Genomic DNA, 24,811 nt, shown 5'->3' on the forward strand with positions numbered 1-24,811 from the left:
AAACAAGGACACCGGACAGCCGCCTCGCGGCAGCTCGAGCCACAAAACAGCAGCCATTGTGACCGGCGGTGCACAATGGCTGCTGCTTGATTATTCTTGCGGGGCGCTGGTCGGTTTCTTTTGATCCGGTTTGGTTTCCACGTTGAAATAAGCATCCAGCATCTTCTCGGCGATGGGCCCGGCCATTTCATACGAGTGCGCGTTGAGGGGCCCGTCGATCACGACGGTGGATACGACGATTTTCGGATTGTTGTACGGGGCGAATCCGACAAACCAATAGTTTTCCGTACCGCGGCCGGTTTCCGAGGTCCCCGTCTTGCCGGCTACGTCGTACGGTTTGTTCCCGAACGTATAGCTGGCAGTCCCGTAGGGGGCGTGCGTCACGTCCCGCATTCCGTCCCGTACGTATTGCAACAGTTCGGCCGGAAAAGACACGGTGTTCAATACTTCGGGCTGCGTTTCCTTGACGATTTTTCCGTTTGGATCCTTGATCTGCTTGACCAGATACGGTTTCATCCGCTTGCCGTTGTTCGCGATCGTGCTGACGTATTGTGCAATTTGCAGAGGCGTGAACGCCTCGTTCTGCCCGATCAACATAAACGGCAGGTTCACGGCTGTATCCTTGGCGTAATTGTAACGGCCGACGTCTTCGAACGGCAGATCGATGCCCGTTTTGACACCGAGACCGAATTCGTGCTGGTACTGCTTCAGTTTTTCAATTGCCGGCAGGTCATATTTTTGCGCCCAAGTTCCGACGCTCATCTGGGAAAGCAAATTCGTTTTGGCCAGCCGCATGCCAATGGTGTACATGTAGACGTCGCAAGACTCTGCAATCGCTTTTTTTCCATCGATCGAGCCATGCCCGCCCGGGTTCCAGTCGCCTGCCCTGTAGCTCGCAATGTTCAGGCTGCCGCCGCACCAGATCAGCTCGTTCGGCCGGATCACGCCTTCCTTGATTCCCATCAGGACGGACAGCATTTTGACGGTTGATCCCGGCTCAATGGGATATTCGGCCGCGTAGTTCCACTCGGCCTGTTGAAACAGCTTGTAGTTTTCGTCGGAAATCCCGTTTAACCAGTGGTTCGGATCGAACGGCGGGTAACTCGCCATTGCCAACACTTCTCCCGTGTTGGGATCCATGGCAACGGCAGCGGCGTGCTTCACGCCGCGCCCCTTCAGGGCATTGACCCGTTCCGCCAGCGCTTGTTCGGTTACTTGCTGCAGTTTTTTGTCGAGCGTCAGGACCAAATCGTCACCGGGTACCGGTTTCTCGATAAATTCGGCGCTGCCGCCCCGGTGCACCGGATCCCCGTAAATATTGACCTCGACCCGGGTCGCACCGTCTTTTCCGCGCAAGTAATCCTCATATTGCTTTTCCAACCCGGTGTAGCCGACCCGGTCGGTCATCCGGTAGCCCTTGTCTTTATACTCTTTCCACATTTCGGGTTTGATCGAGTTCAGGTAGCCAAAGACATGCGAGGCAAACGTTTTGTATCGATAGTCACGCAACGCTTCCGGAATCACGGTGATTCCGGGCAGTTCGTTCAGATGTTCCTTGACCCGGGCGACCTGCAGTTCGGTCGCGTTCACCTTCACCTTGCGCGGAGTCGACTTCGGCAGGTTGTCTTTCTTCCCTTGCATGATGGCGATCATTTCGTCTTTGCTGATTTTTTCCTTGTCATTCGGATCGTTCAGCAGTTGCACGAGCCGCTCGGCGATCGCCGGAATCTGTTTTTCCACCTGTTCGTCCGAATTGGTAAACTGAATCGTGAACGACGGTTTATTGGTAACCAGAATCTCGCCGTTGCGGTCCAAAAATTGACCGCGTGGAGCCGGCAGGACCTGCTGCACATAGCGGTTGGCTTCCGCCATCGCCGCATAATCTTTGCCTTTTCCCAGTTGGATGTAACTGAGACGCAACAGCAGCAGCACCAGCCCGATAAACAAAATCATAAACAGACTGTGCAAGCGTGCGCTGTGCTGCGACTGATTTTCCTTTTGCATCGGCAAGCCCCTTTCGATTCCGGATAGATGGACACGGTGACAATCCTATTCTACCAAGAGACCAGTGGATTTTGAACCGGATTTTGTGACAAAAAATGATAAAGTGTGAATGGTTGCCGGCGGAAATTAATAGAAAAAGTGCCGGGCGGCGGCCGAGGTGGCGGGAGAGACGGCGGATGTCCCGCTGTTCGCTGGAATTATCGGCCGAAATATGCTATATAATGCGGGAAGGCGATGAGCGAAAGGATTGGAGTCGATGCGGCGGATCAAGCACCCTGTGCTGTGGATTTTGGCTTTGCTTGGGTTGTCTGTGTTTGTTTGGATGTCAGGGCCGGATGAGACGCCGGTCGGCCAGGTTACGGTAACACGCGAAGCGGCCGGTTTGCAGGCTGCCGATTTTTTGCGGTCGAAAGGGGTTTCCGTCGAGCGGATGATGCAAACGGCTCTCTATGAGGGCGATTCGGAGATGGACGCCTACCTGAAACGGCACGGGCTGCATGGGGAATTCGCAAAGCAGGGCGGCCGCCGGCCCTTGGCCTATTGGGCTGTCACGTTCTTTCGGCCTGGGAAGGATTCCTATACGGTTTACGTGGATGAAACGAGTGGCCGGGTCTTGGGCTATGAGCTGATTCGCGAGGCGGGGCCGGATGAGCCGCTGCTGTCGGAACAGGAAGCGCTTGCTCTGGCGAAGCGGGAACTGGAACGGCACGGCGTTAAGACGGAGAAGCTGGTGCTTGCCGAAAGGGGCAGGGCAGCCTCGCGCGGCAATGATAGCGGTGCAGGGCAGTGGAGGGAGTATCAATTCGCATGGCGCGATACATCGTGGCACGTCGGGGATTCGCGGCTGATTTACGAAGTGGGGATTACGGGCGATCAGGTCACCGCCTATTGGACCGATTACGAGATTCCGAAAGCGGATCAGGAATGGTTTGCCAAACAGCGGACGCTCGGCGCGATTTTGACCGGGATCAGTCTCATCGGAACGATCCTATTGGTGATCTTTTCGTTGGTGGTGGCATTTGTGTATCCCAGACGGGAGGTCGATTGGCAGCGTGGTCTCGCGTCGGGGCTGGTTCTGCTGGGGGTTGCGGTGGCAACCGGCCTGAACGAGTGGCCGCAGGCGGCAACCGGCATTGTGGGACTTGATGTCCCGGTGGATGTGACGATGTGGCTGACGGCGGCCGGGATGACCGCGTTGGCTGTGCTGTCGAGCGGCAGCACTTATCTGACGGCTGTCGCCGGCGGGGTGCTGCAGGAACGGTTGTGGCCGGGAAAATGGTTGCGGTGGGGGGACGCCGGTTGGCCGCAACGGGTGCGCGCGGCCGCGCTGCGCGGGTACCTGCTGGCGCTTGTGTGGCTGGGGGTGCAGGCGATTTTTTATTGGGTGTCGGAAACCTATTTCGACGTATGGCAGGAGAACGATTTTACAATGACGCCGTGGAACTTCCTGGTGCCCGGTCTGTTCCCGCTGCTCGCGTGGACGGCCGGCATCGGCGAGGAAATCACGTTTCGCCTGCTGGGGATCGGACTGGTCAAGCGATATTGCCGCAGCACGTTCCTGGCGCTGCTGCTGCCCGCTATGGTTTGGGCGCTTGCGCACTCGCTTTATCCCGTGCATCCTTTCTACACGCGGTTTGTTGAATTGACGCTGCTCGGCATGTTGATCGGCTGGTGTTTTCTGCGTTACGACCTGGAGACGGTGATTTTTGCCCATGCGATTTTTGATACGGTGCTGATGTGTTTGCCTCTGCTGTTTGAGGGGACCTGGGCGGATCGCGCGTGGGCGGTCGGCTGGCTGCTGCTGCCAGCGCTGATCGGCCGCTACAGTCACCTGCTGCAGCCAAAATTGGTTCGGCAGCAGGCGGCAGCCTGACCGGAAGCGGGCCGCCCGGTGCGCCGACAGGTTCCGGTCAGACCGGAAATGTGCCGCCGGGTGGGCTTGTGATTTTTTTCGTTGGCACATCGGGTGATTCGGTTCAGCCCGTTTTCTTACTATTTTTGTTATTGACAGATGCCGTAAAACTATGGTTGATTTAGGTTGGGAGCCGGATAGACGAACATCATGCAGCATGCGAAACGTCTCGCATGCATATCTTGTAGTATTGGTGAAATCGTTTACAGTAATCGTTTACAGAAAACGATTACACCCGTATCTTGAGCAACAGCGTGAGGCCAGATGTGGAGGCGAACATGGCGACCATCAAAGATGTGGCAAGAATGGCGGGAGTGTCGACCGCAACAGTTTCGCGCGTACTGACCGGGAATGGCCCGTTTACGCCGGACACGCGGCGAAAGGTGATGGAAGCGATCGAAAAATTGAACTATCAGCCAAACGGACTGGGACGCTACCTGCGCAAGCAGGAGACGCGGACGGTGATCGTGGTGCTGCCGGACATCACAAACCCGTTCTTCTCGCAGATCATCCGCGGCATGGAAGATGAGGCACTGGCCCACGGATTCACGGTCATCCTTGGAAACACGGACAACCATGCGGACCGGCAGCGGAACTATGTGAAGCTGTTGGAAGAGCGGCGGGCCGACGGGATCATCCTGACCGCCGTCCGCAATCCGCAGCCGGAGATTGAAGCGATCCAAAAAATCGGCCCGGTCGTATTGGCCTGCGAGTACAGCTCCGGTATGTTTCAGTCGGTGGCGATCGATAACGAACAGGCCGCGTTTGAAGCGACGTCTCACCTGATTCGGTTGGGGCACAAGCGGATCGCCCATTTTGCCGGTCCTTCGGAGGTGGTGCTGAGCGGCGATCGCCTGCACGGGTACCAGCGGGCCCTGCGGGAGCACGGCATCGCGGAACAGTGGGTCGGCGAAGGAGATTTTTCGCTGGAATCGGGACGGCGCTTGATGCAGAAATTGCTGCAGGCGAATCCTCGTCCGACCGCGTTGTTTGCCGCCAGCGACAAGATGGCGATCGGGGCGATTCTGGAAGCGAAGTTGCACGGGCTGAAGGTGCCGGACGATTTGGCGGTCGTCGGATTCGATGATATTGAAATGGCGGAAGTCGTGGATCCGCCGCTGACGACGATCGTGCAGCCGAAGTATCAAATCGGCGTGGAAGCGATGCGCAAGCTGATCACGATGCTCGAGGGGCGCCCGGATCCGGCGCTGCAGACGATTTTGCCGCATACGTTGGTGATTCGACGTTCCTGCGGCGGCAGGCCGGAGTAATCCAGCCAACCGGGATTCCCATTTTGATCGAGACTGCCAGGAAAGGAGGGGGATGTCGGGATCGATTTCCATCCATGTTGCTAGAAAAATAGCTTTTGAGACACAACGATCAAACATCAGTAGAGGAAACTCGGCTAAAAGCGCCCGCGTCCGTGCGGGCAACACCGAGTTGATCGTCCGTGATCAAAAAAGGAGGTCAATCGAATGAAGTGGAAAAAAATCGCATTGCTGAATGCGGGACTTGCCATGTCGTTGGCGCTGACTGCTTGCTCTTCCGGGCAACAGGCGCAACCCCAACCAGGGGGAGACAAGCAAGGCGAAAAGGTGAAAATCGTGTTCGCTCGGGGCAAAGACGTGACCGGCGCGACGCAACAACTGGTCGAAGCGTTTAAAAAGACCCATCCGAACATCGACGTAGAAGTGCGGGAAATGCCGGCTGACACGGGGCAAAGTCATGACCAGTATGTGACGATGCTGAGTGCCAAATCGTCGGAGATCGATGTGTTTGACCTGGACGTGATCTGGCCTGCTGAATTCGCCCAGGCCGGCTACCTGCTGCCGCTCGACCGGTTTATCGAAGAAGACAAAATCAACCTGAAGGACTATATCCAGGGAGCGGTGGAAGCCGGCAACTTCGAGGGCAAGCAGTGGACAATGCCGAAATTTATCGATACCGGCCTGCTGTTTTACCGGAAAGATGTGGTCAAGCAGCCGCCGAAAACGTGGGATGAATTGATTCAGCAGGCAAAAAGCCTGAAAGGGCAGGGCGGAACGCAATTCGGCTATCTGATGCAGGCGAAACAGTACGAAGGGCTGGTCTGCAACTTCCTGGAGTTCATCTCTTCCTACGGCGGAAAAATTCTCGACGACCAGGGCAATGTCGTGGTCAACAGCCCGGAAACGATCAAGGGATTGAAGAAAATGATGGAAGTCGTCAAATCCGACTTCGTTCCGAAAAACATCACGACCTTCACCGAATTGGAGTCGCACACGGCGTTTATTGAAGGGCAGTCGCCGTTTATCCGTAACTGGCCGTATCAATGGGCACTCGCACAGGATCCGAAACAGTCGAAGATTGTGGATAAGGTCGGAGTGTCTCCGTTGCCGGCAGGGGACAAGGGTTCTGCTGCCACGCTGGGCGGTTGGATGTCGGGGATCAACAAGTACTCCAAGCATCCGAAAGAGGCTTGGGAGTTTCTGAAGTTTATGACCGGTCCGGAGGGGCAAAAAATCACGGCGGTCAAGGGTGGCAGCGCCCCCACCTATCTGCCTTTGTACGACGATTCGGAAGTGAAAAACGCGAGCCCGCTGTTTGCCAACAAGGATTTTGTGAAGGGCATCAGCGCGGCGGTTCCGCGTCCGACCTCGCCGGTGTATCCGAAGATTTCCGAGGTCATCCAGATCGAGGTGTCGAAGGCGCTGGCCGGACAACAAACGGCCGAGCAAGCGGTACAGAACATGGAAAAGAAAATCAAGGAAGTCGTCGGCAAGTAAACAGCATTTGAAGTTGCCCAATACCATGGGGGCTCCCGGGGGAGGCGGTGGGCGGCTCCTTTCGGGAATGCCCGACATGGTATTTTTCACTTGGCGGATGCGGGGTGGGCGGATGTTTTGGCCTGAAACGAAAGAAAGTGGGTGAGCGAATGAAAAAGCGCAAGGGCAGCGGCCTGTCGGAAAAACAGGCCGGGTATCTGTTGGTGTTTCCCGCCTTGTTGGTGATCCTGGTGATCGCGATCTGGCCGGTCGTTCGCTCTTTTTGGCTCAGTTTGCATGACATACGGCTGAATGACCCGACGAAAACGGAAACCCATGCGTCATACGGAATCGATCTGGAGCGGTATGTCAACACGATGCCGTATTTGCTGAAATCGCTGGACAAGGAAGTGCAGCAGGCGCAGGGAGGCACCCGACAACAGCTGGCGGATATTCGGGCACGGCTGGAAAACGCCCAGGCTGCAATCGGCGAAGAAAAGCAGGTGAAGGACCGTTACCAGCAGGTGAGCGATCTGCTGTATGATTTCAAACCGGTTCCGGCCCAGCTGAAATACGTGGACATCAGTGACGGGAAAGCGAAGCAGCTGAAAGAGACGGCGGAGCAGGCCGACAAACAGCTGGCGGAACTCGCTGCTGCCAAACAGCTGAAACGGCCGAACGACGTGACAGGACTTGTCAAGGGACTGGAGCTGTCCGTCATTGAGCCGAATTTTGTGGGATTGTCCTACTACAAGCAGTTTTTGACGGAAAAGCGCATGTGGCTGTCCCTGTTCAATACGGCTGTATTTACGGCGATTTCGGTTGCGGCCGAACTGCTCTTGGGGTTGTGGATTGCCGTTCTGATCAATAAACAGTTCCGGGGCAGGGGGCTGGTGCGCGCGGCCGTGCTGATTCCATGGGCGATTCCGACCGTCATTTCCGCCTTGATGTGGAAATTCCTGTATGACGGCCAAAACGGAATCGTCGCCAAAGCGTTTGCGACGGTCGGCCTGATCTCCGATATGAGCACGCTTCTGACCACCAAGTGGGGTGCTATGTTTTCGGTGATTTTTGCCGATGTGTGGAAAACCACTCCGTTTATGGCACTGCTCATTTTTGCCGGTTTGCAGACGATTCCGGATTCACTGTACGAGGCTGCCGACATCGACGGAGCCACGAAGTGGCAGCAGTTTTTCCGCATCACCTTGCCGCTGTTGAAGCCGGCGATTCTGGTCGCGCTTTTGTTCCGTACGCTGGATGCGTTCCGCGTATTCGACCTGATCTACGTGTTGACCGGCGGCGGTCCGGCGAATTCGACGGAGACCATCTCCATTTACGCGTACAAAACGATGTTTGCGCAGTTGAATTTTGGAGCCGGTTCCGCTCTTTCGGTGATCGTATTCGTGTGTGTGGCCCTGATCAGCATCGGGTTTATCAAAATTTTGGGCGCGGATCTGCTCGGGGACAGCAGAGCCCGGTAAACCGGATGCCTGGTACTCGGAAGGAGCGTGAGAAACGATGCAAAAAAAGGCGGGGCCGCTGTTTTACGTTTTCTTGGCCGGTTTCCTGTTTGTCGTGATGTTCCCGTTTCTGTGGATGCTGATCGCTTCGTTGAAGCCACCCAACGAACTGTTTGGCGCACGCGCATTTGATGCCTGGATCCAGCATCCAACCCTGGTCAACTATATCCGGGTATTTACGCAGCGGCCGTTTGGCACTTATTTGTGGAACAGTACAGTGGTCGCCGTGCTCACCACCTTGTACAGCATCATCATCGCTTCGATTGCGGCATACGCGATCGCCTGGTTGAAGTTCAGGGGAAAAACGGTCATTTTGGGGATTGTGCTGGCGGTCTCGATGTTTCCGCAAATCGCCACCATCTCGCCGATTTTCCTGTTCATGCAGTCAGTGGGACTGACCAATAGTTATCTGGGATTGATCATTCCCTACACCACGTTCGCTTTGCCGCTGGCAATTTGGAACCTGACCGTGTTTTTCCGCAAAATTCCCTACGATCTGGCGGAAGCTGCGAAAGTGGATGGGGCCAGCATCTTGCAAACGCTCATCCGGGTCTTTTTCCCGGTCGCGCTGCCGGGGGTTTTCACCACCGCCATTCTGGTGTTTATTGCGGCATGGAATGAATTTTTGTTTGCTCTGACGATCAACACGGAGGAAGCGATGAAAACGGTGCCGGTCGGCATCGCGATGTTCCAGGGGCAATACACGATGCCCTGGGGGGAAATTTCGGCAGCGTCGATTATCGTGACGGTTCCATTGATCATTATGGTTTTGATTTTCCAGCGGCGGATCATTTCCGGCTTGACGTCCGGCGCTGTCAAGGAGTAATTGAGCGGGTACGACTGTTTCAGCGCAAAAAACATTGGGGAGGAATGTTTCGTGGCAAAGCTGAAAATCGGGGTTATTGGCTGCGGCAGCATTGCGCAACACCGGCATTTGCCGGAATATGCGGCCAACCTGAACGCCGAAATCGTGGCGGTTTGTGATAAGGATCGCGAGCGGGTGCAGGAGGTGGCGGAAACATACGGGGCCAAGGCCTACACGGATTATCGGGAGTTGCTGCAGAATGAGGGATTGGACGCGGTGAGCGTCTGCACCCCGAACGCGCTGCATGCACCGATCAGCATCGCGGCTTTGGACGCGGGCAAGCACGTACTGTGCGAAAAGCCGATGGCCACCTCGCATGAGGAGGCGCTGGCGATGATCGCGGCGGCCGAAAAAAGCGGCAAGTTTTTGATGATCGGCCACAACCAGCGATTGATGCCGCCGCACAAGAAGGCGAAAGAGATCCTGGACAGCGGCGTGCTGGGACGGGTGTTGACGTTCCGCACGACATTCGGTCATGCCGGGCCTGAGATGTGGAGCGTGGAAGGAGCGGGCGGCTGGTTTTTCCAGAAACAGCAGGCATTTATCGGTGCAATGGGCGACCTCGGGGTGCACAAAGCCGATTTGCTACGCTTCCTCCTCGGCGAAGAGATTGTGGAGGTCGGGGCGTTTGTCGGAACGCTTGCCAAGCAAAACACGGATGTGGATGACAACGCGGTGTGTATTGTGAAAACGGAAAGCGGAGCGATCGGGACGCTGGTGGCCAGCTGGACGTATCAACCGAAGGAGGACAACAGCACTGTCTTTTATTGCGAGAAGGGGACACTGCGGTTGGCGGAAGATCCGACATACGGCGTCATCGTCGAGTTTGCAAACGGTGAACGGGCGCTGTATCAGGTGGGTGCTGTGGCGACCAACGAAAAACAAACGACCAGCGGTGTGATCGATGCGTTTATCGAGCATATCTTGACCGGCACCCGGCCTGCCATTTCGGGAGAGGAAGGATACAAGTCGCTGAAAGTGATTTTGGCGGCGTTGGAGTCGGCTGAAACGGGCCGGATCGTGCGGGTGGAGTAATTCATTGTGGAAGAGCTACTGGAAGGAGGCAATCGAAGATGAAACTCGGTGTATTTACTGTGTTGTTTCAAAACATGCCGTTTGAAGAAATGCTGGATCATGTCAAGGCGCACGGGTTGGACGCGGTCGAGATCGGAACGGGCAATTATCCGGGCGATGCGCATTGCAAGCCCGATGTGCTGTTGGAAGATGCGGACGCCCGCCGAAAATGGAAAAAAGCGATCGAGGACCGGGGCCTGATGATTTCCGCCCTGAGCTGTCACGGCAACCCGCTGCACCCGAACAAGGAGATTGCCAAAGGATTCCATGAAACGTATGTGAAAACGGTCAAACTTGCTCAATTGCTGGAAGTTCCGGTGGTCAACGTATTCTCGGGCTGCCCGGGCGACCATGAGGGGGCGAAGTACCCGAACTGGCCGGTCTCCGCCTGGCCGCACGACTATACGGAAGTGCTCGAGTGGCAATGGCGCGAAAAAGTGATTCCCTATTGGCGGGAATGGGGCAGCTTTGCGGCACAGCACGGTGTCAAGCTGGCGTTTGAAATGCACGGCGGATTTTCGGTGCATTCGCCGGCCACCCTGCTTCGTTTGCGCGACGCGGTTGGGGAAGTGATCGGGGCCAATTTCGACCCAAGCCACATGTACTGGCAGGGGATCGATCCGATCCAGGCGATTCGCGTGCTCGGCAAAGTAAATGCGATCCATCATTTCCACGCGAAGGATACGGCAATCGATACGTCCAATGTCAACATGCACGGCCTGCTGGACACGCAAAGTTTCACCCGGGTGCAAAACCGGTCATGGATGTTCCGGACGGTGGGCTACGGGCATGATCTGAAACATTGGGCGGATATCGTATCGGCATTGCGGCTGGTGGGGTATGACTATGTGTTGAGCATTGAGCACGAAGATGCGTTGATGTCGGTTGAAGAAGGGTTCAGCAAAGGGGTTGCCAACCTCAAGCAGGTGATCCTGCGGGATCCGGTCGCAGAAGCCTGGTGGGCGTAGGTGATTTGACCACCATTCTTGAGGGAAACCTGCATATCATAAGTAACGATGCGTTCAGGTAGCTGGATGGGGGGAGCGGGCCGGCCCACATTGTCCTGGGTCGCCGTACCCGGGCCCCTGTCTGAATCAGCGCTATTTTGGTGCCATTGAATATGGAGGCTTTTCTATGGCAGACACTTTACGGATTGGACTGATCGGGGCGGGGGGGATCGCCCGCCAGCGGCATCTTCCGGGTTGTGCCGCTTTGCCGGAGACGGAGATCGTGGCGGTATTCGATGCGGTGGAGGCGACTGCAAGGCAAGCGGCTTCCGATTTTCACATCCCGGTAGTGCACACCGATTACCGCCAGATGCTGGAGCAAAACGATATCGATGCGGTGATCATCACCACCCCCAACGCGTACCACGCGCCGATTGCGATCGATGCGATGCAGGCGGGCAAGCATGTTTTGTGCGAAAAACCGATGGCCGCCAGCCTGCAAGAAGCGAAAGCAATGGTTCGTGTACAGCGGGAAACTGGGTGCACGCTGATGATCGCCCTGAACAACCGGTTCCGGTCCGATTCGCAGTGGATCAAGCAACTGGTGTACGAGGGAGAGCTTGGCGACATCTATCATGCGAAAACCGGCTGGCTGCGGCGGGCGGGAATTCCCGGATGGGGAGGCTGGTTTACCAGCAAACGGCTGTCGGGCGGCGGCCCGCTGATCGATTTGGGCGTGCATATGCTCGATTTGGCTTTGTGGCTGATGGGCAGTCCGGAACCGGTCGCGGTCAGCGGCGTCACCTACCGAAAATTTGGCGACCGGCCGGATCACCAGGTTCGCACGTGGAATGTGGCGAATCCGCAAGGCGTGTTTGATGTGGAGGATCTCGCCAGTGCTTTTATCCGTTGCGCGGACGGTTCCACCCTGACGCTCGATGTCAGTTGGGCGGCCAACATTGAAAAAGAACGCCGTTTCCTACACCTGCTCGGTGTCACGGGAGGCGTCCAACTGGAAAATGATGCGGTGATGTATTACGGGGAGCGCGGGGGGCAGCTTGTGGATGTCGCACCGCAATTTCCACAAGTTCCTGGCGCGGGTCCCCACTCTGTGCTGGAAAAAGACGGCTCTCTGGCGATGCTCCGTGAATTTGCCCGCGCCGTTCGCACCGGCACACCCCCGCTTTGCTCCGCGGAAGAAGGGTTACGCGTGGCGCGGATTCTCGATGCGTTGTATCGCTCGGCCGAGGCGGGCCGCGAGATTCGGTTGGATGGGTAACCGTAGGGCAAAACCAAATTCTCAGATTGGTTTCTGAGAAAGTGATTGTGACGATTCGCTCAAAGAGCCGATTAGGAAGAATCCGCTCGGGTGACGGGGTTCTTCCTTTTTTTTTTGTACGAACGTACAAGAAGAACATATCTTTGAGCCGATTAAAGTCCGAGCCTAACTCTCTTGTAAACGGTGATTGCATTGTTGAATCGTCGGTGTTGAAGGAACGATAGGTCTTTGAAATCGCAAACGGTCGGAAGGGAGTATGGAGAATCACTCGAATATTTGAGTTGCACAAATTGCTCGGAAACACCTAAATCTTGTCAAGGTTGGCGAACCGCCTAATGCTGTATGCTAGGTGAGAGGCTGGGAATTAGCAGTCACTCTTACTAGATAAGTGTATTTTTCGATGAGTTTTATAGTTGACAGATAGCTTTGGTAATTATAATATAATAGACATAAAGATAAATTCTGATTCCGAAATAGGGAGATAATAAAAAAGAAAAACATTCTTTTACTGTGGAAGAAGCATGTCAGTTTACGGGAGGTGTTTGTGTAAACAAAAAAAGTAGCTGTGGATTTGGCGAAAGAGTTTGAATCGTTTGTCTTCAGCTAGTTCAAAAATCTTTTTAAAGGAGGAATCGGTTATGTCTGTTAGGATGAAGCTGTCCAAAATTACGATTTTGACTGCGTTGGTTTTTGGACTGTTGATGTCGGTTGGAGCAGTGTTGGCCTATAATGGTCCGTACCAATACGATGCCATTGTTCCTAGCTTCGGGACCCCGAATTGGTATAGCGAGCCGCAAACAGCATCGGGGAGTGCTCAGAAAAGCTATGTATCTTCTATTGGTGGAGGGTATGATGGGGATATCAATGGATGGATCTCCAATGATAACGGCAGTGCCATCTCTTCCTCCTATGATTTGTATTCCGGAAAAACGTATTACTACAACACTAGTGCAACTTCAGGCTCGAAGGTTGAATGGTCTATGGACACGCATTTTTGGGTACCAGTTAATGTTGAAGTAAAAGGTTCGTGGTGGTCCTAAGAATTTCAAGTACGGCACTCTGGCACTATGTGCAGTCTGGGGTGCCGTACTTGAAAAAGCATAATTTTTCTTAATTCTAGTAAATTTATTAAAAATCAGAATGGGTGAAGGCTCAGATGATTTTTGCAGAAGGATATCGATTGGTGCGTCGCTGGCAAGTACTTTTGGCGATGATCGCTTTGATTGGTTTTATGGTGCAAGGATTTTTCTATTATCATAGTAAACCGACTTATTTTTCAGGTTATTATAGTGCGTATATGGCTTACATTTCTGCATTAGGAACCGGTAGTGGTGCTTTTTGGATTGCGGTTTTACCGTTGATAGCATGTCTTGTGGCAGGTGATAGTGTGGCATGGGACCGAAGAACCGGATTCATTCGTTTTATGCTCATACGGTTATCAAGAAAGGAATACATATTGAATAAACTTCTGTCCACCAGTCTTTTTATCGTTTTGTTTTTTGCTGTTGGACTTGTTATTTCTTTCTTAATTGTATCGATTTGGCTTCCATTAAAACTACCACCTTGGCATTTCGTTAATGGAATTGCGACTTTTTCTCTACCGGGAGTCCCGGAAGATGAAGTTTTTTTATTTCCAACTTTTATGCATAATTTGTTTTTTAAGCACCCTTTTGCTTATATTGTTGTGGTTTCTGGCATCGTGATCCTGTCAGCCGTGGCTTGGACCAATATTGCCATTTTGGTGTCTTTATTTACGACCAATATCTATCTCGTATTGGGTGTACCTTGGTTGATATATATTATTGTGTCTTTTATCATGATGATTCCCTTGGTTGGGTTGCCTCACTACTCTCCTTTGGTCCTGTCAGGACCATTCATGGAAAGTGGTCCGGGTACGGGGCCTTCGGCACCGTGGATTCCGATTTTCTGGATTATATTGATTCTGTTATTGAACATGGCTGCCTATATGATTTTTCTTCGTAAGGGGGAGAAAATCCTTGACTAGTTTTTCTGCTCATGCAATTCAGGCTACGGGAATAGAGAAGAGACTCGGTAAAATTGAAATTCTAAAAGGAGTTGATTTTAGTATTTCGTATGGTGAGATTGTCTCGATTGTTGGAGCGAATGGTTCCGGAAAATCGTTGTTCCTTCGCATATTAGCGGGACTTGTTTATCCGGACAAAGGAAATATTACGATTGGTGGAAAACCGTTGCGTCCGGGATTAATCGGTCCTCTTGCTGATGTGGGGTTATTAATTGAGACACCTGGTTTCCTTCCTTATCTTTCCGGATTGGACAATTTAAAATTGCTTGCCATGCTCCGACGGCGGATCAAAGAACAAGACATAGTAGATACTTTGAGGGCAGTTGGACTAGATCCCGCCGATGTTCGCCCAGTACGTACCTATTCTTTGGGAATGAGACAACGTTTGGGTATCGCCCAAGCGCTAATGGAAGGACAAAAAATCCTTTTGCTTGATGAACCAACCAATGCGTTGGATCCTGAATTTCACGATAAATTTTTGGAGATGCTGACTGAATTGCGATCGAATGGAGTTGCAATCGTTATGACATCTCATAATTTACAAGAGGTTGAGAGACTTGCGGACAAAGTCCTCCTTATGAAGAATGGCGTACTCACCGAATGGAGCATAACCACATAAAGCGCAATTATCTAACTTAGATTGTTTGGCTCAACGTGAGGAGGGACTGGTTCATTGTTTTGGCGGATACTTTGGATGAACTTGTTAACGATTTTAAGCAACGCACGCTGGCGTTTGGTACCGCTTTTTGCCATCGCAATCTGTGGGATCTCTATTTCCGATATTCTAAAATACGGGGAATTGTATGCGGCGAATCAATGGGATATTCTGCTAGAAACTTTCAATGATCCTTTCAAGGTTGCTGTGCTTATCCCTGCTTTCTTCTTCACTATGATTGTTGATACAGTTACAAGAGACCTGAATGGATGGGGTTATATGATTTGGAATCGGGGGATGTCAAGAGCTCAATGGTGGTGGAGTAAGTTGGGGGCCCTTTTTGTGACTGCGTTCATTTACGTCAGCATCTTTTGGATACTAGCGATCATGATTAGCTTGTTCGTTGTTCAGTTTCAACCATATTGGAGCAAACTTGTTTTTTTGTCACATTGGGCTTATCAAGGCGGTCTAACCATTCACCAGTTACAAGTCCCCCCGCCCATCATCTTTCTTAAGGTATGGGGATTAGTCACGGTTGGAATTTATGCTCTTGCTGCTTGCGTGGTTTTGTTCGCTTTTGTTCTGGGGAATGCCGGCATCGCATGGATGATCGGGGCAGCAACCTGTATGATTTCATATGGGATATGGGTTATTGCCCCACAGAATGCTGTATGGGGGCCCACCTTGCATTTGGTACTCTTAACTCATCATGACATTTTTTCCAAATCCCCTTCTTACTATACGACAGTTTTTTCTGTTATCGGGGGATTGCTTATTATCGCTGCTGTTGGTTGTATTGGACACTGGATGGTTTTAAGAAGGGATTTTTAGAATTGGGAGAGATTCGATTGCGTATGGCGTGTTGGAAATTCCTTGCCATTGAATTTTTTTCTGGCCTATGGCGCAAGAGATGGGTTCTCATTTTTTTGTTGATGGGAGTCAATATATTTCTCACCGAAAAAAACTTTGTTTATCTATCTGACGACCATCATACTTCGTTAAATTACTGGCAATTGGCGCAAGCTGTTTTATCAGGGCCATCGCTTCACCCCCCAACTTATGAAATTTTGGGTTGGTTGTTCTTACCGACTCTTTTTATTTTGGGAATTGGAGAACCGTTTTCATTACTCCAGAGGCAGTGGATGAAAATGCTGTTATCTCGAATCCCATCAAGATTAAATTACTGGTGGTGCAGATTAGTAGCTTGGTTTGTTTTGGGATTTTTGTTTGCCGCTTTTGTAGTGCTCGTAAGCCTGCTACTAAGCGGACTGATCACCTCATCCCATGATTGGGGAATTCCCCCAATCCTTATTTTAAACGGAAAGGGCCAGCCTTTTTCAATTGTTTTTTTGTGGCTTTTCGTTAACTTTCTAATGACAATATGGTGGTATACAACAATTCTTTTTACATGCTCGGCCTTATTTTCTCGACCCGGGATAGCCACCATCGTGACCTTGTACACCGGTTACATTTTAACTTATTTAGGAACCCACTATCAATCATTTTCACCGTATTTGCGTCCTTTGTTGGGAGGCGAACAGAACGCTTTTCTATATCCTATTCTCGTAAAGTCTTCTTTTCTGAGTGTCGCTATCAGCTCTTTTGGCTGGTTTCTATTGAATATTCTCGGTTACGTTATTTTTCATCGCAAAGATTTGTGATCAAAAACCCACATTGTTTAGCGAGGAAGCGATAATAAGAATGGGTATTCTTTGTTTTCAACCAGACGGGCCTTCCACGGAAGGCGCTTTTTTCATTGGAACCACCACAAAAATCGTGTATATTGAGGAGAGTGGACAGAAGCACGCGGGAGGAAGCATGAGCACAACAAAGAGTCAAACGTTTGTCAGAGGCGCGTTTTTCATGGCGGCGGCCGGTATCGTTTCCAAGATCCTGGGGGTTGTGTATGTCGTGCCGTTGCAGAACATGATCGGAAATTACGGCATGGGCCTGTACCAGCTCGCCTACGCGCTGTATGTGGTGATGCTCTATATTGCGCTGGCAGGGTTTCCATTGGCGCTGTCGAAGGCGGTGGCCGAACGCACCGTCGTCAACGATTATGATGGCGCGGAACAGACATTCAGGGTGTCGGTGCGGCTGATGGGCATCACTGGAGTGGTGTCCTTTTTGCTGATGTATGCGGGCGCTCCCCTGTTCGCAACAATCGGCGGCAACCAGGACGCCACTCTGGCGATCCGGGCGCTGTCGTTTGCCGTGTTGGTGGTGCCCGTGTTGGCCGCGTTTCGCGGCTACCTGCAAGGCCACCAACAGATGGCGCCATCCGGCACCTCGCAAGTGGTCGAGCAACTGGTGCGGGTCGGGGTGATTCTGGTCGGCACCTACCTGGTCCTGCAATCCGGGCGGGGCGTCTCGTTTGGCGCCGCCACTGCAACGTTTGGCGGTGCGGTCGGGGCATTGGCCAGCCTGATTTTGGTCGCGTATTCGGTGCAAAAAATGCGACGGCGTTTTCGGCACAGGCTGACCGGCCGCAACACGGAAGACGACCGGGCGGTCCGGCGCAAACTGATCCGCTACGCGATCCCCATTTCGCTGGCCAGCCTGGTGCTGCCGATCGCCCAACTGGTCGACTACTCGACGGTCATCAATCTACTGAAATGGATAGGCTGGACGGAGTATGACGCAACCGGAGCATACGGCGTCCTGACCAACGACGGGTATCGGTTGATCCAACTGCCTGTGACGTTGGCGACGGCGATCGGGACTTCCCTGCTGCCCGCCGTTTCGGAAGCGATCAGCGCGCGGAACGACCGGCTGCTGCGGGAGCGGATCGACATCTCGTTCCGGCTGATGAGCCTCACCCTGTTTCCGGCCACGGCCGTGTTGTTTCTGTTGGCGGAGCCGATCGACATCATGCTGTTTCGCCATACGGACGGGGTGCAGGTGATGCGGATCGTGTCGTTCATGGGCATCTTTATGTCGTTTGAGATCATCACCACCTACATGCTGCAAGGGATCGGCCGGATGTATTTACCGGTTCGCAACATGTTGACCGGCACCGCTTGCAAGCTGGTGATAAATGTGGCGCTGATTCCGCTCCTTGGCATCGAGGGAGCGGCGATTTCCGCCGCGCTTGCGTACGTGGTATCCGCCTGGCTCAACCTGCGCAGCGTATTCAGCATCACCGGTGTCCGGCTCAACCTCGGCATGATGCTGACGCGTCCGCTGGCGGCCACGGTACTCACCGGTCTGCCGCTGTGGGGCGGCTACCGTTTGCTGCACGCGCTGTTGCAGGGGACGATCGCTTCCGAGCGGTTGCTGGCGACTGTCGAGCTGGCGATCGTGTTGCCGCTGAGCGTCCTCTTTTACGGAATTCTGACGCTTTTGATCGGGAGCGTCTCGCTCACCGAACTGTTGTACATTCCAAAAATCGGCTCCCGGATCAACCGCTTGCTTGCGCGGTTTCCATGGTTGGTCAAAGAGGAAAAAAGGAGGAAACGTCCATGAATGCGCATCAAATCGGTTACCGGATTTACGGCGACGACATGCAATTTGTCGAAATCGAGCAGGATCCGCAGGAAAGCGTGATCGCCGAAGCGCCGCAAGCAGGCGGCAGCCGTCGGGAAGAAGGGAGCATCCTCGGCGGTCTCGGGGACCTGCTTGACGGAGATGAATCCCATGTTTTTATGAAGAATCCCCCTGCGTGCGGCCGGCGCAGGAGGATTTTGATTTTTTATGGCAGCATCTGCTTGAACTGATCCAGCGGCAGGTCGCCGTTTATCCGCACGCGGTGTAACAGCAACACGCCCTGCGACAGTTCCGCATACCCGGGGCGGGTGGTGACGGCAAAGTGGTAGCCCGCTTTTTCCACGTAATTGACCGTTTTTTCGTTCAGTCGGCCGGCCGGGTAACAGAACGCGGTGACAGGTGTACCGAGCAGCGTTTCCAGTTCCGCTTTCGACTGGAAAATTTCGCTGCGCAGCCGATCCTCCGGCAGTGTGGTCAGATCTGCGTGCGACCGGGTGTGCGAGCCGAACTCGATCAGTCCGTCGGCCGCCATCTCTTTGACCATTTCTTCCGTTAGAAACTGTTTCTGGTTCAAAAATCCGGTCACCAGAAAAACCGTAGCTTTCAGGTGAAGCCGCTTGAGCACGGGATAGGCATTCGTGTAGTTGTCCCGGTACCCGTCATCCAGCGTGATCAACACAGGTTTGACGGGCAGCGGTTTGCCCGCTTTCCAATCCTCCAGATCTTTAAAGGAGATCGAGTGGTATCCCGCCTGTTTGAGGTATTCCATTTGCTCGGCGAAGCGGGTCGGTGCCAGGCACAAACGGTTCTGCGGATTGTCCGAGATCGAGTGATACATGAGGACCGGGATTTTGGTTGCGACTGCTTTCTCCACCGTCTCCTGCTTCGCGTGAGCGGCCGGCAAAGCAATGCCGGCAGTCAGGGCTGCGTCTGTTGCATGCAAAGGACCTTCTGAGCGGGCAGGAGGAAGAACCGATTGCGAATGGCCGGATACATAAGCATTCGACGCACCCCCGGTGACCAGCAGCAGAACTCCGCACAAAATCCATGTCAAAACACGCATCGAACGTCTCCACTCCCCGTACAGAAAGGATTCGTCAAGTCGTCAACGGGTTAAAAACTGAACCGCATATTCGCCGCTTTTTTCCGCTTCCCGCCGCAGGAGCCTCATCGGTTCGCGGATTTGCCCGATGATTTGCTCGCGGTTTTGTTCGACCCTTTGTATCTGCTGATTTAAACTTTCAAACGTCACGCTGGTCACCCGCTCTCCTGGCGGCAAGCCAAGCCGGTGAACAAACCGTTCGATTTTCGGGTCATAGGATAACGATACAAAAGGCACTTCGAACAGGGCTGCCAAGATCAGTGAATGCAAGCGCATGCCGACGATCAGATCCATGCTGGCGATGATGCTAGAAATATCGCGGAAGGAAAACTGGCGGTCGAGAAGCACCGCAGGTTCCTGCATCTGCGAGATCACCTGTTGCGATACATGAACGTCTCCCGGGTACTGCATGGGAATAAACACCACTTGCCAGCCGCGCCGGTGCAACTCGTCGCAAGTCCTTGCCAACACCTCCAGGTAGGGGTGTGAGGTATGCCAGTTGCGGATGGCAATTCCGACTAACGGCCTGCTCTCCGGCAGCACATTGAATTGTTTGAGAATCGCAATCCCGTTTTCCTTGGGAAAAAGAGAGGTGTCGATTGCCAGAGCCGGATCGGCTGTTACATGAATGGGCGGTTTGTGCACACCCAATTTTTTTAAATCATCGTAGGATTTGTCATCCCGGACGGTAATCAGATCAACCTTGTTCACAATACGGCGGATCAATTGTTTCGAGAATTTTTTGTTAATCGGTCCGATCCCCTGTGCGTAAAACACAACAGGTTTTCCCAACGTTTTCGCCAGTGCAGCGATGCCGAGATAATAGACCACACTGCGAGGACTGCTGACATCTTGCAGAAGCGAACCGCCCCCCATCACGAGCAGGTTCGAACGGTGCAGTTCCCGTGCGATCACCGGTACACTCCAACGATTGAATGCAGGGATTCCGAACAGTTCCCGCGTTCGTTTCGGTTGGTTCGAGAGAACCGCGAGTTCCACATCGGGACGCAGTTTGCGGATGGATGACAGAATGCCGAACAAAACCGTATCATCCCCTAAATTGTCAAATCCGTAATATCCGGAAATGAGAATCCTCGGCATGCTTGTCCTCCTTCCGACCATGCTCGACATCGCCTCTGCGGATGCGACTTATGTCGATTCTGCACGAAAAATACAGATTTAGTATATCAATTCGATTCAAATCTGGAAAGCTTAGAAACGGTCAATGGGGTGAACAAGGTGGCGCCTCGGGACAGACTGTGGTATTTTTTTGTTAAAAAGGACGAGCAGGAGCGGCTTCACCAGTTGCTTGCCGAGTGGTTACGGGGGAATTCCGCATGAAAGATACGATCAACATCCTCGGGGTGCCGTTCAGCACCCTTTCCTTTGCTGACACGATCCAGTTGATTCAATCCTGGATGGCAGGTTCCACGCCGCGTCAGGTGGTGACCGCCAACCCGGAATTTGTCATGTTTGTGCGGGAAAACCGGGAAATGCAGGCCATCGTGCGGCAGGCCGATTTGATCACTCCGGACGGAATCGGCATCGTCTATGCGGCCAGGCTGCTGGGAAACAGGCGGATCGAGCGGGTGACCGGGGCGGACATGCTGCCTTTGCTGTTTGAGAAGGCAAATCAACAGGGATGGCCGGTCTATCTGTTGGGGGCGAGCGCCGAATCGAACCGGTTGGCGAGGCAGACGCTCTCCCGCTTGTATCCGAACATTCCGCTTGCCGGCAGGGATGGATTTTTTTCAAAAGCGGAAGTGCCGGGCATCATTGCCGACATTCGCAGCCGCCAGCCGCGGCTGTTGCTGGTGGGCCTTGGGTCGGGCAAGCAGGAGAAATTTATTGCCGATCACTTGCAGGAATTGCGGGTGCCGGTGTCAATTGGAGTCGGCGGCTGCATCGACATTTATGCCGGGACGGTCAAACGGGCTCCCCTTTTGTGGCGAAAACTGCATTTGGAATGGCTTTACCGCTTGCTGAAACAACCCAGCCGCTGGCGCCGGCAATTGGCGCTGCCGCGGTTTGCTTGGACGGTTGTGCGGGAACGTTTCGGAAAATAGTCCCCGTTTCACCATCAATTGAAGAGGGTAACTTGCTGTCATCCGAGCAGACTAAAGGTACCGGGTGACAAAATGGTGGCGAGGGGGCGAGCAACGTGGCATTAGGATCAGGCAGAAAAGGCGATCAACTGGTTCCTGCAGCCCATAAGGCGCTGGATGACATGAAGTACGAAATCGCCGCCGAGATGGGGCTGCCCGTGCATCAAGGCAGCGAAGACTACTGGGGGCATATCGCGACCCGCGATGCAGGGGCTGTCGGCGGAAAAATGGTGCAGCGGCTGGTCGCTTTTTCCCAGCAGCAGCTGGCTAGAACGGTCAAATAACCGAAATATTGCCGGAAACCGGGGCACTCACGCGAGTGTCCCTTTTATTGGTTCCTCGTTTTTTCTGTTTGTATGCAGCGCATATCTTGACCCGCGATGATAAACGCTAACGGAAAGATTGACAGCCTACCCGATTTAGGATAATATAGCTTATTGACTTAAAATATATTTTTTTGCCAAAACAGGGGGGATACCTGTGACGAAACGTCGTTACTTGTTTACATCGGAGTCCGTGACAGAAGGACATCCCGATAAAATATGCGACCAGATTTCCGATTCGGTATTGGATGCGATCCTTGCGAAAGACCCGAATGCCCGCGTTGCCTGCGAGACTTCGGTAACGACCGGTCTTGTCCTGGTAGCCGGTGAAATCACGACCAATACATACGTTGACATCCCGAAAGTGGTTCGCGATACGATTCGCGAAATCGGATACACCCGGGCAAAATACGGTTTTGACGCCGATACGTGCGCGGTGATCACGTCGATTGACGAGCAGTCGCCCGATATCGCGATGGGCGTCAACCGGGCGCTGGAAGCGCGGGAAGGCCAGATGACCGAGGAAGAAATCGAAGCGATCGGCGCCGGTGACCAAGGCTTGATGTTCGGCTTTGCGGTGAATGAAACGGAAGAATTGATGCCGCTGCCGATTTCGCTCGCACACAAGCTGGCCCGCCGGCTGAGTGAAGTCCGAAAAAACGGAACGCTCGATTACCTTCGCCCCGACGGAAAAACCCAGGTGACGGTCGAGTATGAAGGGGACAAGCCGGTCCGCATCGATACGATCGTCATCTCGACGCAGCACGCGGAAGACGCATCGCGTGAGCAAATCGAGAAAGATTTGCATGAACATGTCATCAAACCGGTTGTCCCGGCTCATTTGCTGAGTGGCGATACAAAATATTTCATCAACCCGACCGGTCGCTTTGTGATCGGCGGACCGCAAGGGGATGCCGGCCTCACCGGCCGCAAAATCATCGTCGACACCTACGGCGGATACGCACGCCACGGCGGCGGTGCATTCTCGGGTAAGGACCCGACAAAAGTGGACCGCTCCGCAGCGTACGCCGCCCGTTACGTTGCCAAAAACATCGTGGCGGCCGGCCTGGCGGACAAGTGCGAGGTTCAGTTGGCCTACGCGATCGGCGTTGCCCGCCCCGTTTCGATCATGGTCGATACGTTCGGCACTGGCAAGGTGGCGGAAGACCTGATCGTCCGGCTCGTGCAGGAGCACTTCGATCTGCGGCCGGCGGGTATTATCAGGGAACTGGATCTGCGGCGTCCGATCTATCGGCAAACGGCGGCGTACGGACATTTCGGTCGGAGCGATCTCGATTTGCCCTGGGAAAGAACGGACAAAGCGGACATCCTCCGCGCGAAAGCCGGTCTGTAGCCAGCTGTTGTTGATACGCGGTTGCTTGGAAGCGGTCAAAAAATTTTTTGGGACACCCCCAAATACGGTCAGGCGCTTGCGAACCGTATAATGTATCACCCTTACCCCATTGCATTTGAGGGCACGGCTTCCACCGTGTCCTCAGTTTTTTGTGCGCCAAAAAAATACATCCAGTCAGCAGGAAAATAGGTCTTGTTTATGGAATACATAGGTCAAAAGAATTAGAGGAGGTTCGGTACGTGTCTGTCGCTCTTGACACCCGGATCCTCGATCATGCGATTTCGTCGACTTTGCGGGCGATCGAGCAAAGCAAGCACCAGATCTATGAAATCGCGGAAGCGTCGCGCAAGGAATACCAGGCATTGGAGCGGGACGTGGCGGCGGTGCAGATGCAGGTGTACGAAACGGTGCAGGAAGTCGATCGTCTCGAGTCGGCGTTGCGTAAAGCGAAGCAGCGTTTGGTGCTGGTCAGCAAGAGCTTTGCGAAATATTCCGACCGCCAGATCAAGGAAGTGTATGACGAAGCGCAGCGGCTGCAAACCGAACTCCTGGTCGTGCGGGAACGGGAAACGCAACTGCGTGTCAGGCGGGACGATCTGTCCCAGCGTTTGAAAAATTTGGGGGAGTTGGTCAAAAAGGCCGAAGGTCTGATCACCCAGTTGAGCGTTGCGTTCAACTATCTGTCGGGAGAGCAGCAGGAAATCGGGGCCATGCTGCAAACGATGGAGGAAAAACAGTACCTTGGCATCCGCGTCATCCAGGCGCAGGAAGAAGAACGCCGGCGCGTGGCACGGGAGATTCACGACGGCCCGGCCCAGATGATGGCGAACGTCGTGTTGCGATCGGAAATCGCTGAAAAGATGATCGATCGAGACATCGACCGGGTTCGCAGCGAGCTGGCCGAACTGAAGGGGATGGTGCGCGACTGCCTCGCGGAGGTTCGTCAGATTATTTTTGATCTTCGCCCAATGGAGCTGGACGATTTGGGACTGGCTCCCACCTTGCGTCGCTATCTTGCAAAATTCCAGGAAAAACACGGCATCCAGACGGATTTCGTGTTGATCGGAGAGGAGCGGAGGTTGCCCGCCCCGTTGGAGGTGGCGATTTTTCGTTCCGTGCAGGAAGCGCTGAATAATATATGGAAACATGCGGAAGCTTCTGTTGCCACTGTCAAGCTGGAAACCGACCAGCCGCATGTGATCGTCCACATTCTGGACAATGGAAAAGGGTTTGACATGAATCAGACGCGCGGCAAGCGGGAGCAGGGCCATTATGGGCTGTTGGGGATCCAAGAAAGGATTCAACTGCTTGGGGGGCAGGTGGAGTTCCGGTCAAAAGTCGGTGAGGGAACCAAGGTGATCATTACTCTGCCGATATCAAATCAAGGAGGCAAGTAA

General features: G+C 53.6%; 21 protein-coding genes and 1 pseudogene. 19 read left to right on the forward strand and 3 right to left on the reverse strand.

All coding sequences use genetic code 11. From position 1 onward, the window contains the following. Positions 1-90: 90 nt before the first annotated feature. Positions 91-2,004, reverse strand: coding sequence for a penicillin-binding protein 2 (mrdA, locus tag C230_RS0111205; protein ID WP_018132128.1), 1,914 nt, complete (start codon positions 2,002-2,004; stop codon positions 91-93). Between the two features lie 256 nt (positions 2,005-2,260). Here mrdA and C230_RS0111210 point away from each other — a divergent pair, with 256 nt between their 5' ends. From C230_RS0111210 to C230_RS22585, 15 genes and pseudogenes are all read left to right on the forward strand, one after another. Then, a complete protein-coding gene (locus C230_RS0111210) occupies positions 2,261-3,877 on the forward strand; it encodes a CPBP family glutamic-type intramembrane protease (protein WP_018132129.1) in 1,617 nt (538 codons plus the stop codon). A gap of 317 nt (positions 3,878-4,194) precedes the next feature. Then, complete coding sequence (locus tag C230_RS0111215; protein ID WP_018132130.1) at positions 4,195-5,187, forward strand: LacI family DNA-binding transcriptional regulator; 993 nt, start codon at positions 4,195-4,197, stop codon at positions 5,185-5,187. A 204-nt stretch (positions 5,188-5,391) separates the two neighbouring features. Further along, a complete protein-coding gene (locus tag C230_RS0111220; RefSeq protein WP_018132131.1) occupies positions 5,392-6,681 on the forward strand; it encodes an ABC transporter substrate-binding protein in 1,290 nt (429 codons plus the stop codon). Positions 6,682-6,830: 149 nt separating this feature from the next. Continuing rightward, positions 6,831-8,141 (forward strand): carbohydrate ABC transporter permease, encoded by a 1,311-nt coding sequence (locus C230_RS0111225; protein ID WP_018132132.1) that lies wholly within the window; start codon positions 6,831-6,833, stop codon positions 8,139-8,141. A 37-nt stretch (positions 8,142-8,178) separates the two neighbouring features. Continuing rightward, the gene (locus tag C230_RS0111230; RefSeq protein ID WP_018132133.1) at positions 8,179-9,006 is read left to right on the forward strand and encodes a carbohydrate ABC transporter permease; all 828 of its coding nucleotides are present in this window, start codon (positions 8,179-8,181) and stop codon (positions 9,004-9,006) included. Positions 9,007-9,057: 51 nt separating this feature from the next. Further along, complete coding sequence (locus C230_RS0111235) at positions 9,058-10,080, forward strand: Gfo/Idh/MocA family protein (protein ID WP_018132134.1); 1,023 nt, start codon at positions 9,058-9,060, stop codon at positions 10,078-10,080. Positions 10,081-10,118: 38 nt separating this feature from the next. Next, complete coding sequence (locus C230_RS0111240; RefSeq protein WP_018132135.1) at positions 10,119-11,087, forward strand: sugar phosphate isomerase/epimerase family protein; 969 nt, start codon at positions 10,119-10,121, stop codon at positions 11,085-11,087. Positions 11,088-11,253: 166 nt separating this feature from the next. Continuing rightward, positions 11,254-12,345, forward strand: coding sequence for a Gfo/Idh/MocA family protein (locus C230_RS0111245; protein WP_018132136.1), 1,092 nt, complete (start codon positions 11,254-11,256; stop codon positions 12,343-12,345). A gap of 638 nt (positions 12,346-12,983) precedes the next feature. Then, positions 12,984-13,385, forward strand: coding sequence for a hypothetical protein (locus C230_RS0111250; protein WP_018132137.1), 402 nt, complete (start codon positions 12,984-12,986; stop codon positions 13,383-13,385). Between the two features lie 116 nt (positions 13,386-13,501). Next, entirely contained in the window at positions 13,502-14,350 is an 849-nt protein-coding gene (locus C230_RS20175) for a hypothetical protein (protein ID WP_018132138.1), read from the forward strand. Next, on the forward strand, positions 14,343-15,008 hold the full coding sequence (locus tag C230_RS0111260) for an ABC transporter ATP-binding protein (RefSeq protein ID WP_018132139.1): 666 nt from the start codon (positions 14,343-14,345) through the stop codon (positions 15,006-15,008). Before C230_RS20175 ends, C230_RS0111260 begins: the two co-directional genes overlap by 8 nt. A 75-nt stretch (positions 15,009-15,083) precedes the next feature. Continuing rightward, on the forward strand, positions 15,084-15,875 hold the full coding sequence (locus C230_RS0111265) for a hypothetical protein (protein WP_156807436.1): 792 nt from the start codon (positions 15,084-15,086) through the stop codon (positions 15,873-15,875). Positions 15,876-15,877: 2 nt separating this feature from the next. Further along, the gene (locus C230_RS0111270) at positions 15,878-16,705 is read left to right on the forward strand and encodes a hypothetical protein (RefSeq protein ID WP_156807437.1); all 828 of its coding nucleotides are present in this window, start codon (positions 15,878-15,880) and stop codon (positions 16,703-16,705) included. Positions 16,706-16,862: 157 nt separating this feature from the next. Further along, positions 16,863-18,509: a putative polysaccharide biosynthesis protein gene (locus C230_RS0111275; protein WP_169332845.1), complete on the forward strand. Its 1,647-nt coding sequence runs from the start codon at positions 16,863-16,865 to the stop codon at positions 18,507-18,509. Then, positions 18,506-18,601: pseudogene (locus tag C230_RS22585) on the forward strand (TIGR00266 family protein); the annotation flags it as partial. The gene C230_RS0111275 and the pseudogene C230_RS22585, both read left to right, overlap by 4 nt. 134 nt (positions 18,602-18,735) lie before the next feature. Here the strand turns inward: C230_RS22585 and C230_RS20185 are convergent. Both C230_RS20185 and csaB read right to left on the reverse strand, forming a co-directional pair. Next, on the reverse strand, positions 18,736-19,593 hold the full coding sequence (locus C230_RS20185; protein WP_018132144.1) for a polysaccharide deacetylase family protein: 858 nt from the start codon (positions 19,591-19,593) through the stop codon (positions 18,736-18,738). 42 nt (positions 19,594-19,635) lie between these two features. After that, positions 19,636-20,733 carry a polysaccharide pyruvyl transferase CsaB gene (gene csaB / locus C230_RS0111290; protein ID WP_018132145.1) on the reverse strand — a complete coding sequence of 366 codons (1,098 nt, stop codon included), beginning with the start codon at positions 20,731-20,733 and terminating at the stop codon, positions 19,636-19,638. A 236-nt stretch (positions 20,734-20,969) separates the two neighbouring features. Between csaB and C230_RS0111295 the strand changes: the two genes are divergently transcribed. The 4 genes from C230_RS0111295 to C230_RS0111310 all read left to right on the forward strand — a co-directional run bounded on the left by C230_RS0111295 (position 20,970) and on the right by C230_RS0111310 (position 24,811). Beyond that, positions 20,970-21,698 (forward strand): WecB/TagA/CpsF family glycosyltransferase, encoded by a 729-nt coding sequence (locus C230_RS0111295; RefSeq protein ID WP_018132146.1) that lies wholly within the window; start codon positions 20,970-20,972, stop codon positions 21,696-21,698. Between the two features lie 95 nt (positions 21,699-21,793). Further along, positions 21,794-22,021: an alpha/beta-type small acid-soluble spore protein gene (locus C230_RS0111300; RefSeq protein WP_018132147.1), complete on the forward strand. Its 228-nt coding sequence runs from the start codon at positions 21,794-21,796 to the stop codon at positions 22,019-22,021. A gap of 196 nt (positions 22,022-22,217) precedes the next feature. After that, positions 22,218-23,414: a methionine adenosyltransferase gene (metK, locus tag C230_RS0111305; protein ID WP_018132148.1), complete on the forward strand. Its 1,197-nt coding sequence runs from the start codon at positions 22,218-22,220 to the stop codon at positions 23,412-23,414. A 239-nt stretch (positions 23,415-23,653) separates the two neighbouring features. Further along, positions 23,654-24,811: a sensor histidine kinase gene (locus C230_RS0111310; RefSeq protein WP_018132149.1), complete on the forward strand. Its 1,158-nt coding sequence runs from the start codon at positions 23,654-23,656 to the stop codon at positions 24,809-24,811.

The organism is Effusibacillus pohliae DSM 22757 (assembly GCF_000376225.1).
Taxonomy (GTDB): domain Bacteria; phylum Bacillota; class Bacilli; order Tumebacillales; family Effusibacillaceae; genus Effusibacillus; species Effusibacillus pohliae.

Coding starts and splice junctions, on each gene's coding strand:
- C230_RS0111210 (WP_018132129.1), top strand. CDS start 2,261: ATGCGGCGGATCAAGCACCCTGTGCTGTGGATTTTGGCTTTGCTTGGG.
- C230_RS0111230 (WP_018132133.1), top strand. CDS start 8,179: ATGCAAAAAAAGGCGGGGCCGCTGTTTTACGTTTTCTTGGCCGGTTTC.
- mrdA (WP_018132128.1), bottom strand. CDS start 2,004: ATGCAAAAGGAAAATCAGTCGCAGCACAGCGCACGCTTGCACAGTCTG.
- C230_RS0111265 (WP_156807436.1), top strand. CDS start 15,084: ATGAACTTGTTAACGATTTTAAGCAACGCACGCTGGCGTTTGGTACCG.
- C230_RS0111250 (WP_018132137.1), top strand. CDS start 12,984: ATGTCTGTTAGGATGAAGCTGTCCAAAATTACGATTTTGACTGCGTTG.
- C230_RS0111295 (WP_018132146.1), top strand. CDS start 20,970: ATGAAAGATACGATCAACATCCTCGGGGTGCCGTTCAGCACCCTTTCC.
- C230_RS20185 (WP_018132144.1), bottom strand. CDS start 19,593: ATGCGTGTTTTGACATGGATTTTGTGCGGAGTTCTGCTGCTGGTCACC.
- C230_RS0111275 (WP_169332845.1), top strand. CDS start 16,863: ATGAGCACAACAAAGAGTCAAACGTTTGTCAGAGGCGCGTTTTTCATG.
- C230_RS0111240 (WP_018132135.1), top strand. CDS start 10,119: ATGAAACTCGGTGTATTTACTGTGTTGTTTCAAAACATGCCGTTTGAA.
- C230_RS0111220 (WP_018132131.1), top strand. CDS start 5,392: ATGAAGTGGAAAAAAATCGCATTGCTGAATGCGGGACTTGCCATGTCG.
- C230_RS0111245 (WP_018132136.1), top strand. CDS start 11,254: ATGGCAGACACTTTACGGATTGGACTGATCGGGGCGGGGGGGATCGCC.
- C230_RS20175 (WP_018132138.1), top strand. CDS start 13,502: ATGATTTTTGCAGAAGGATATCGATTGGTGCGTCGCTGGCAAGTACTT.
- C230_RS0111215 (WP_018132130.1), top strand. CDS start 4,195: ATGGCGACCATCAAAGATGTGGCAAGAATGGCGGGAGTGTCGACCGCA.
- C230_RS0111225 (WP_018132132.1), top strand. CDS start 6,831: ATGAAAAAGCGCAAGGGCAGCGGCCTGTCGGAAAAACAGGCCGGGTAT.
- csaB (WP_018132145.1), bottom strand. CDS start 20,733: ATGCCGAGGATTCTCATTTCCGGATATTACGGATTTGACAATTTAGGG.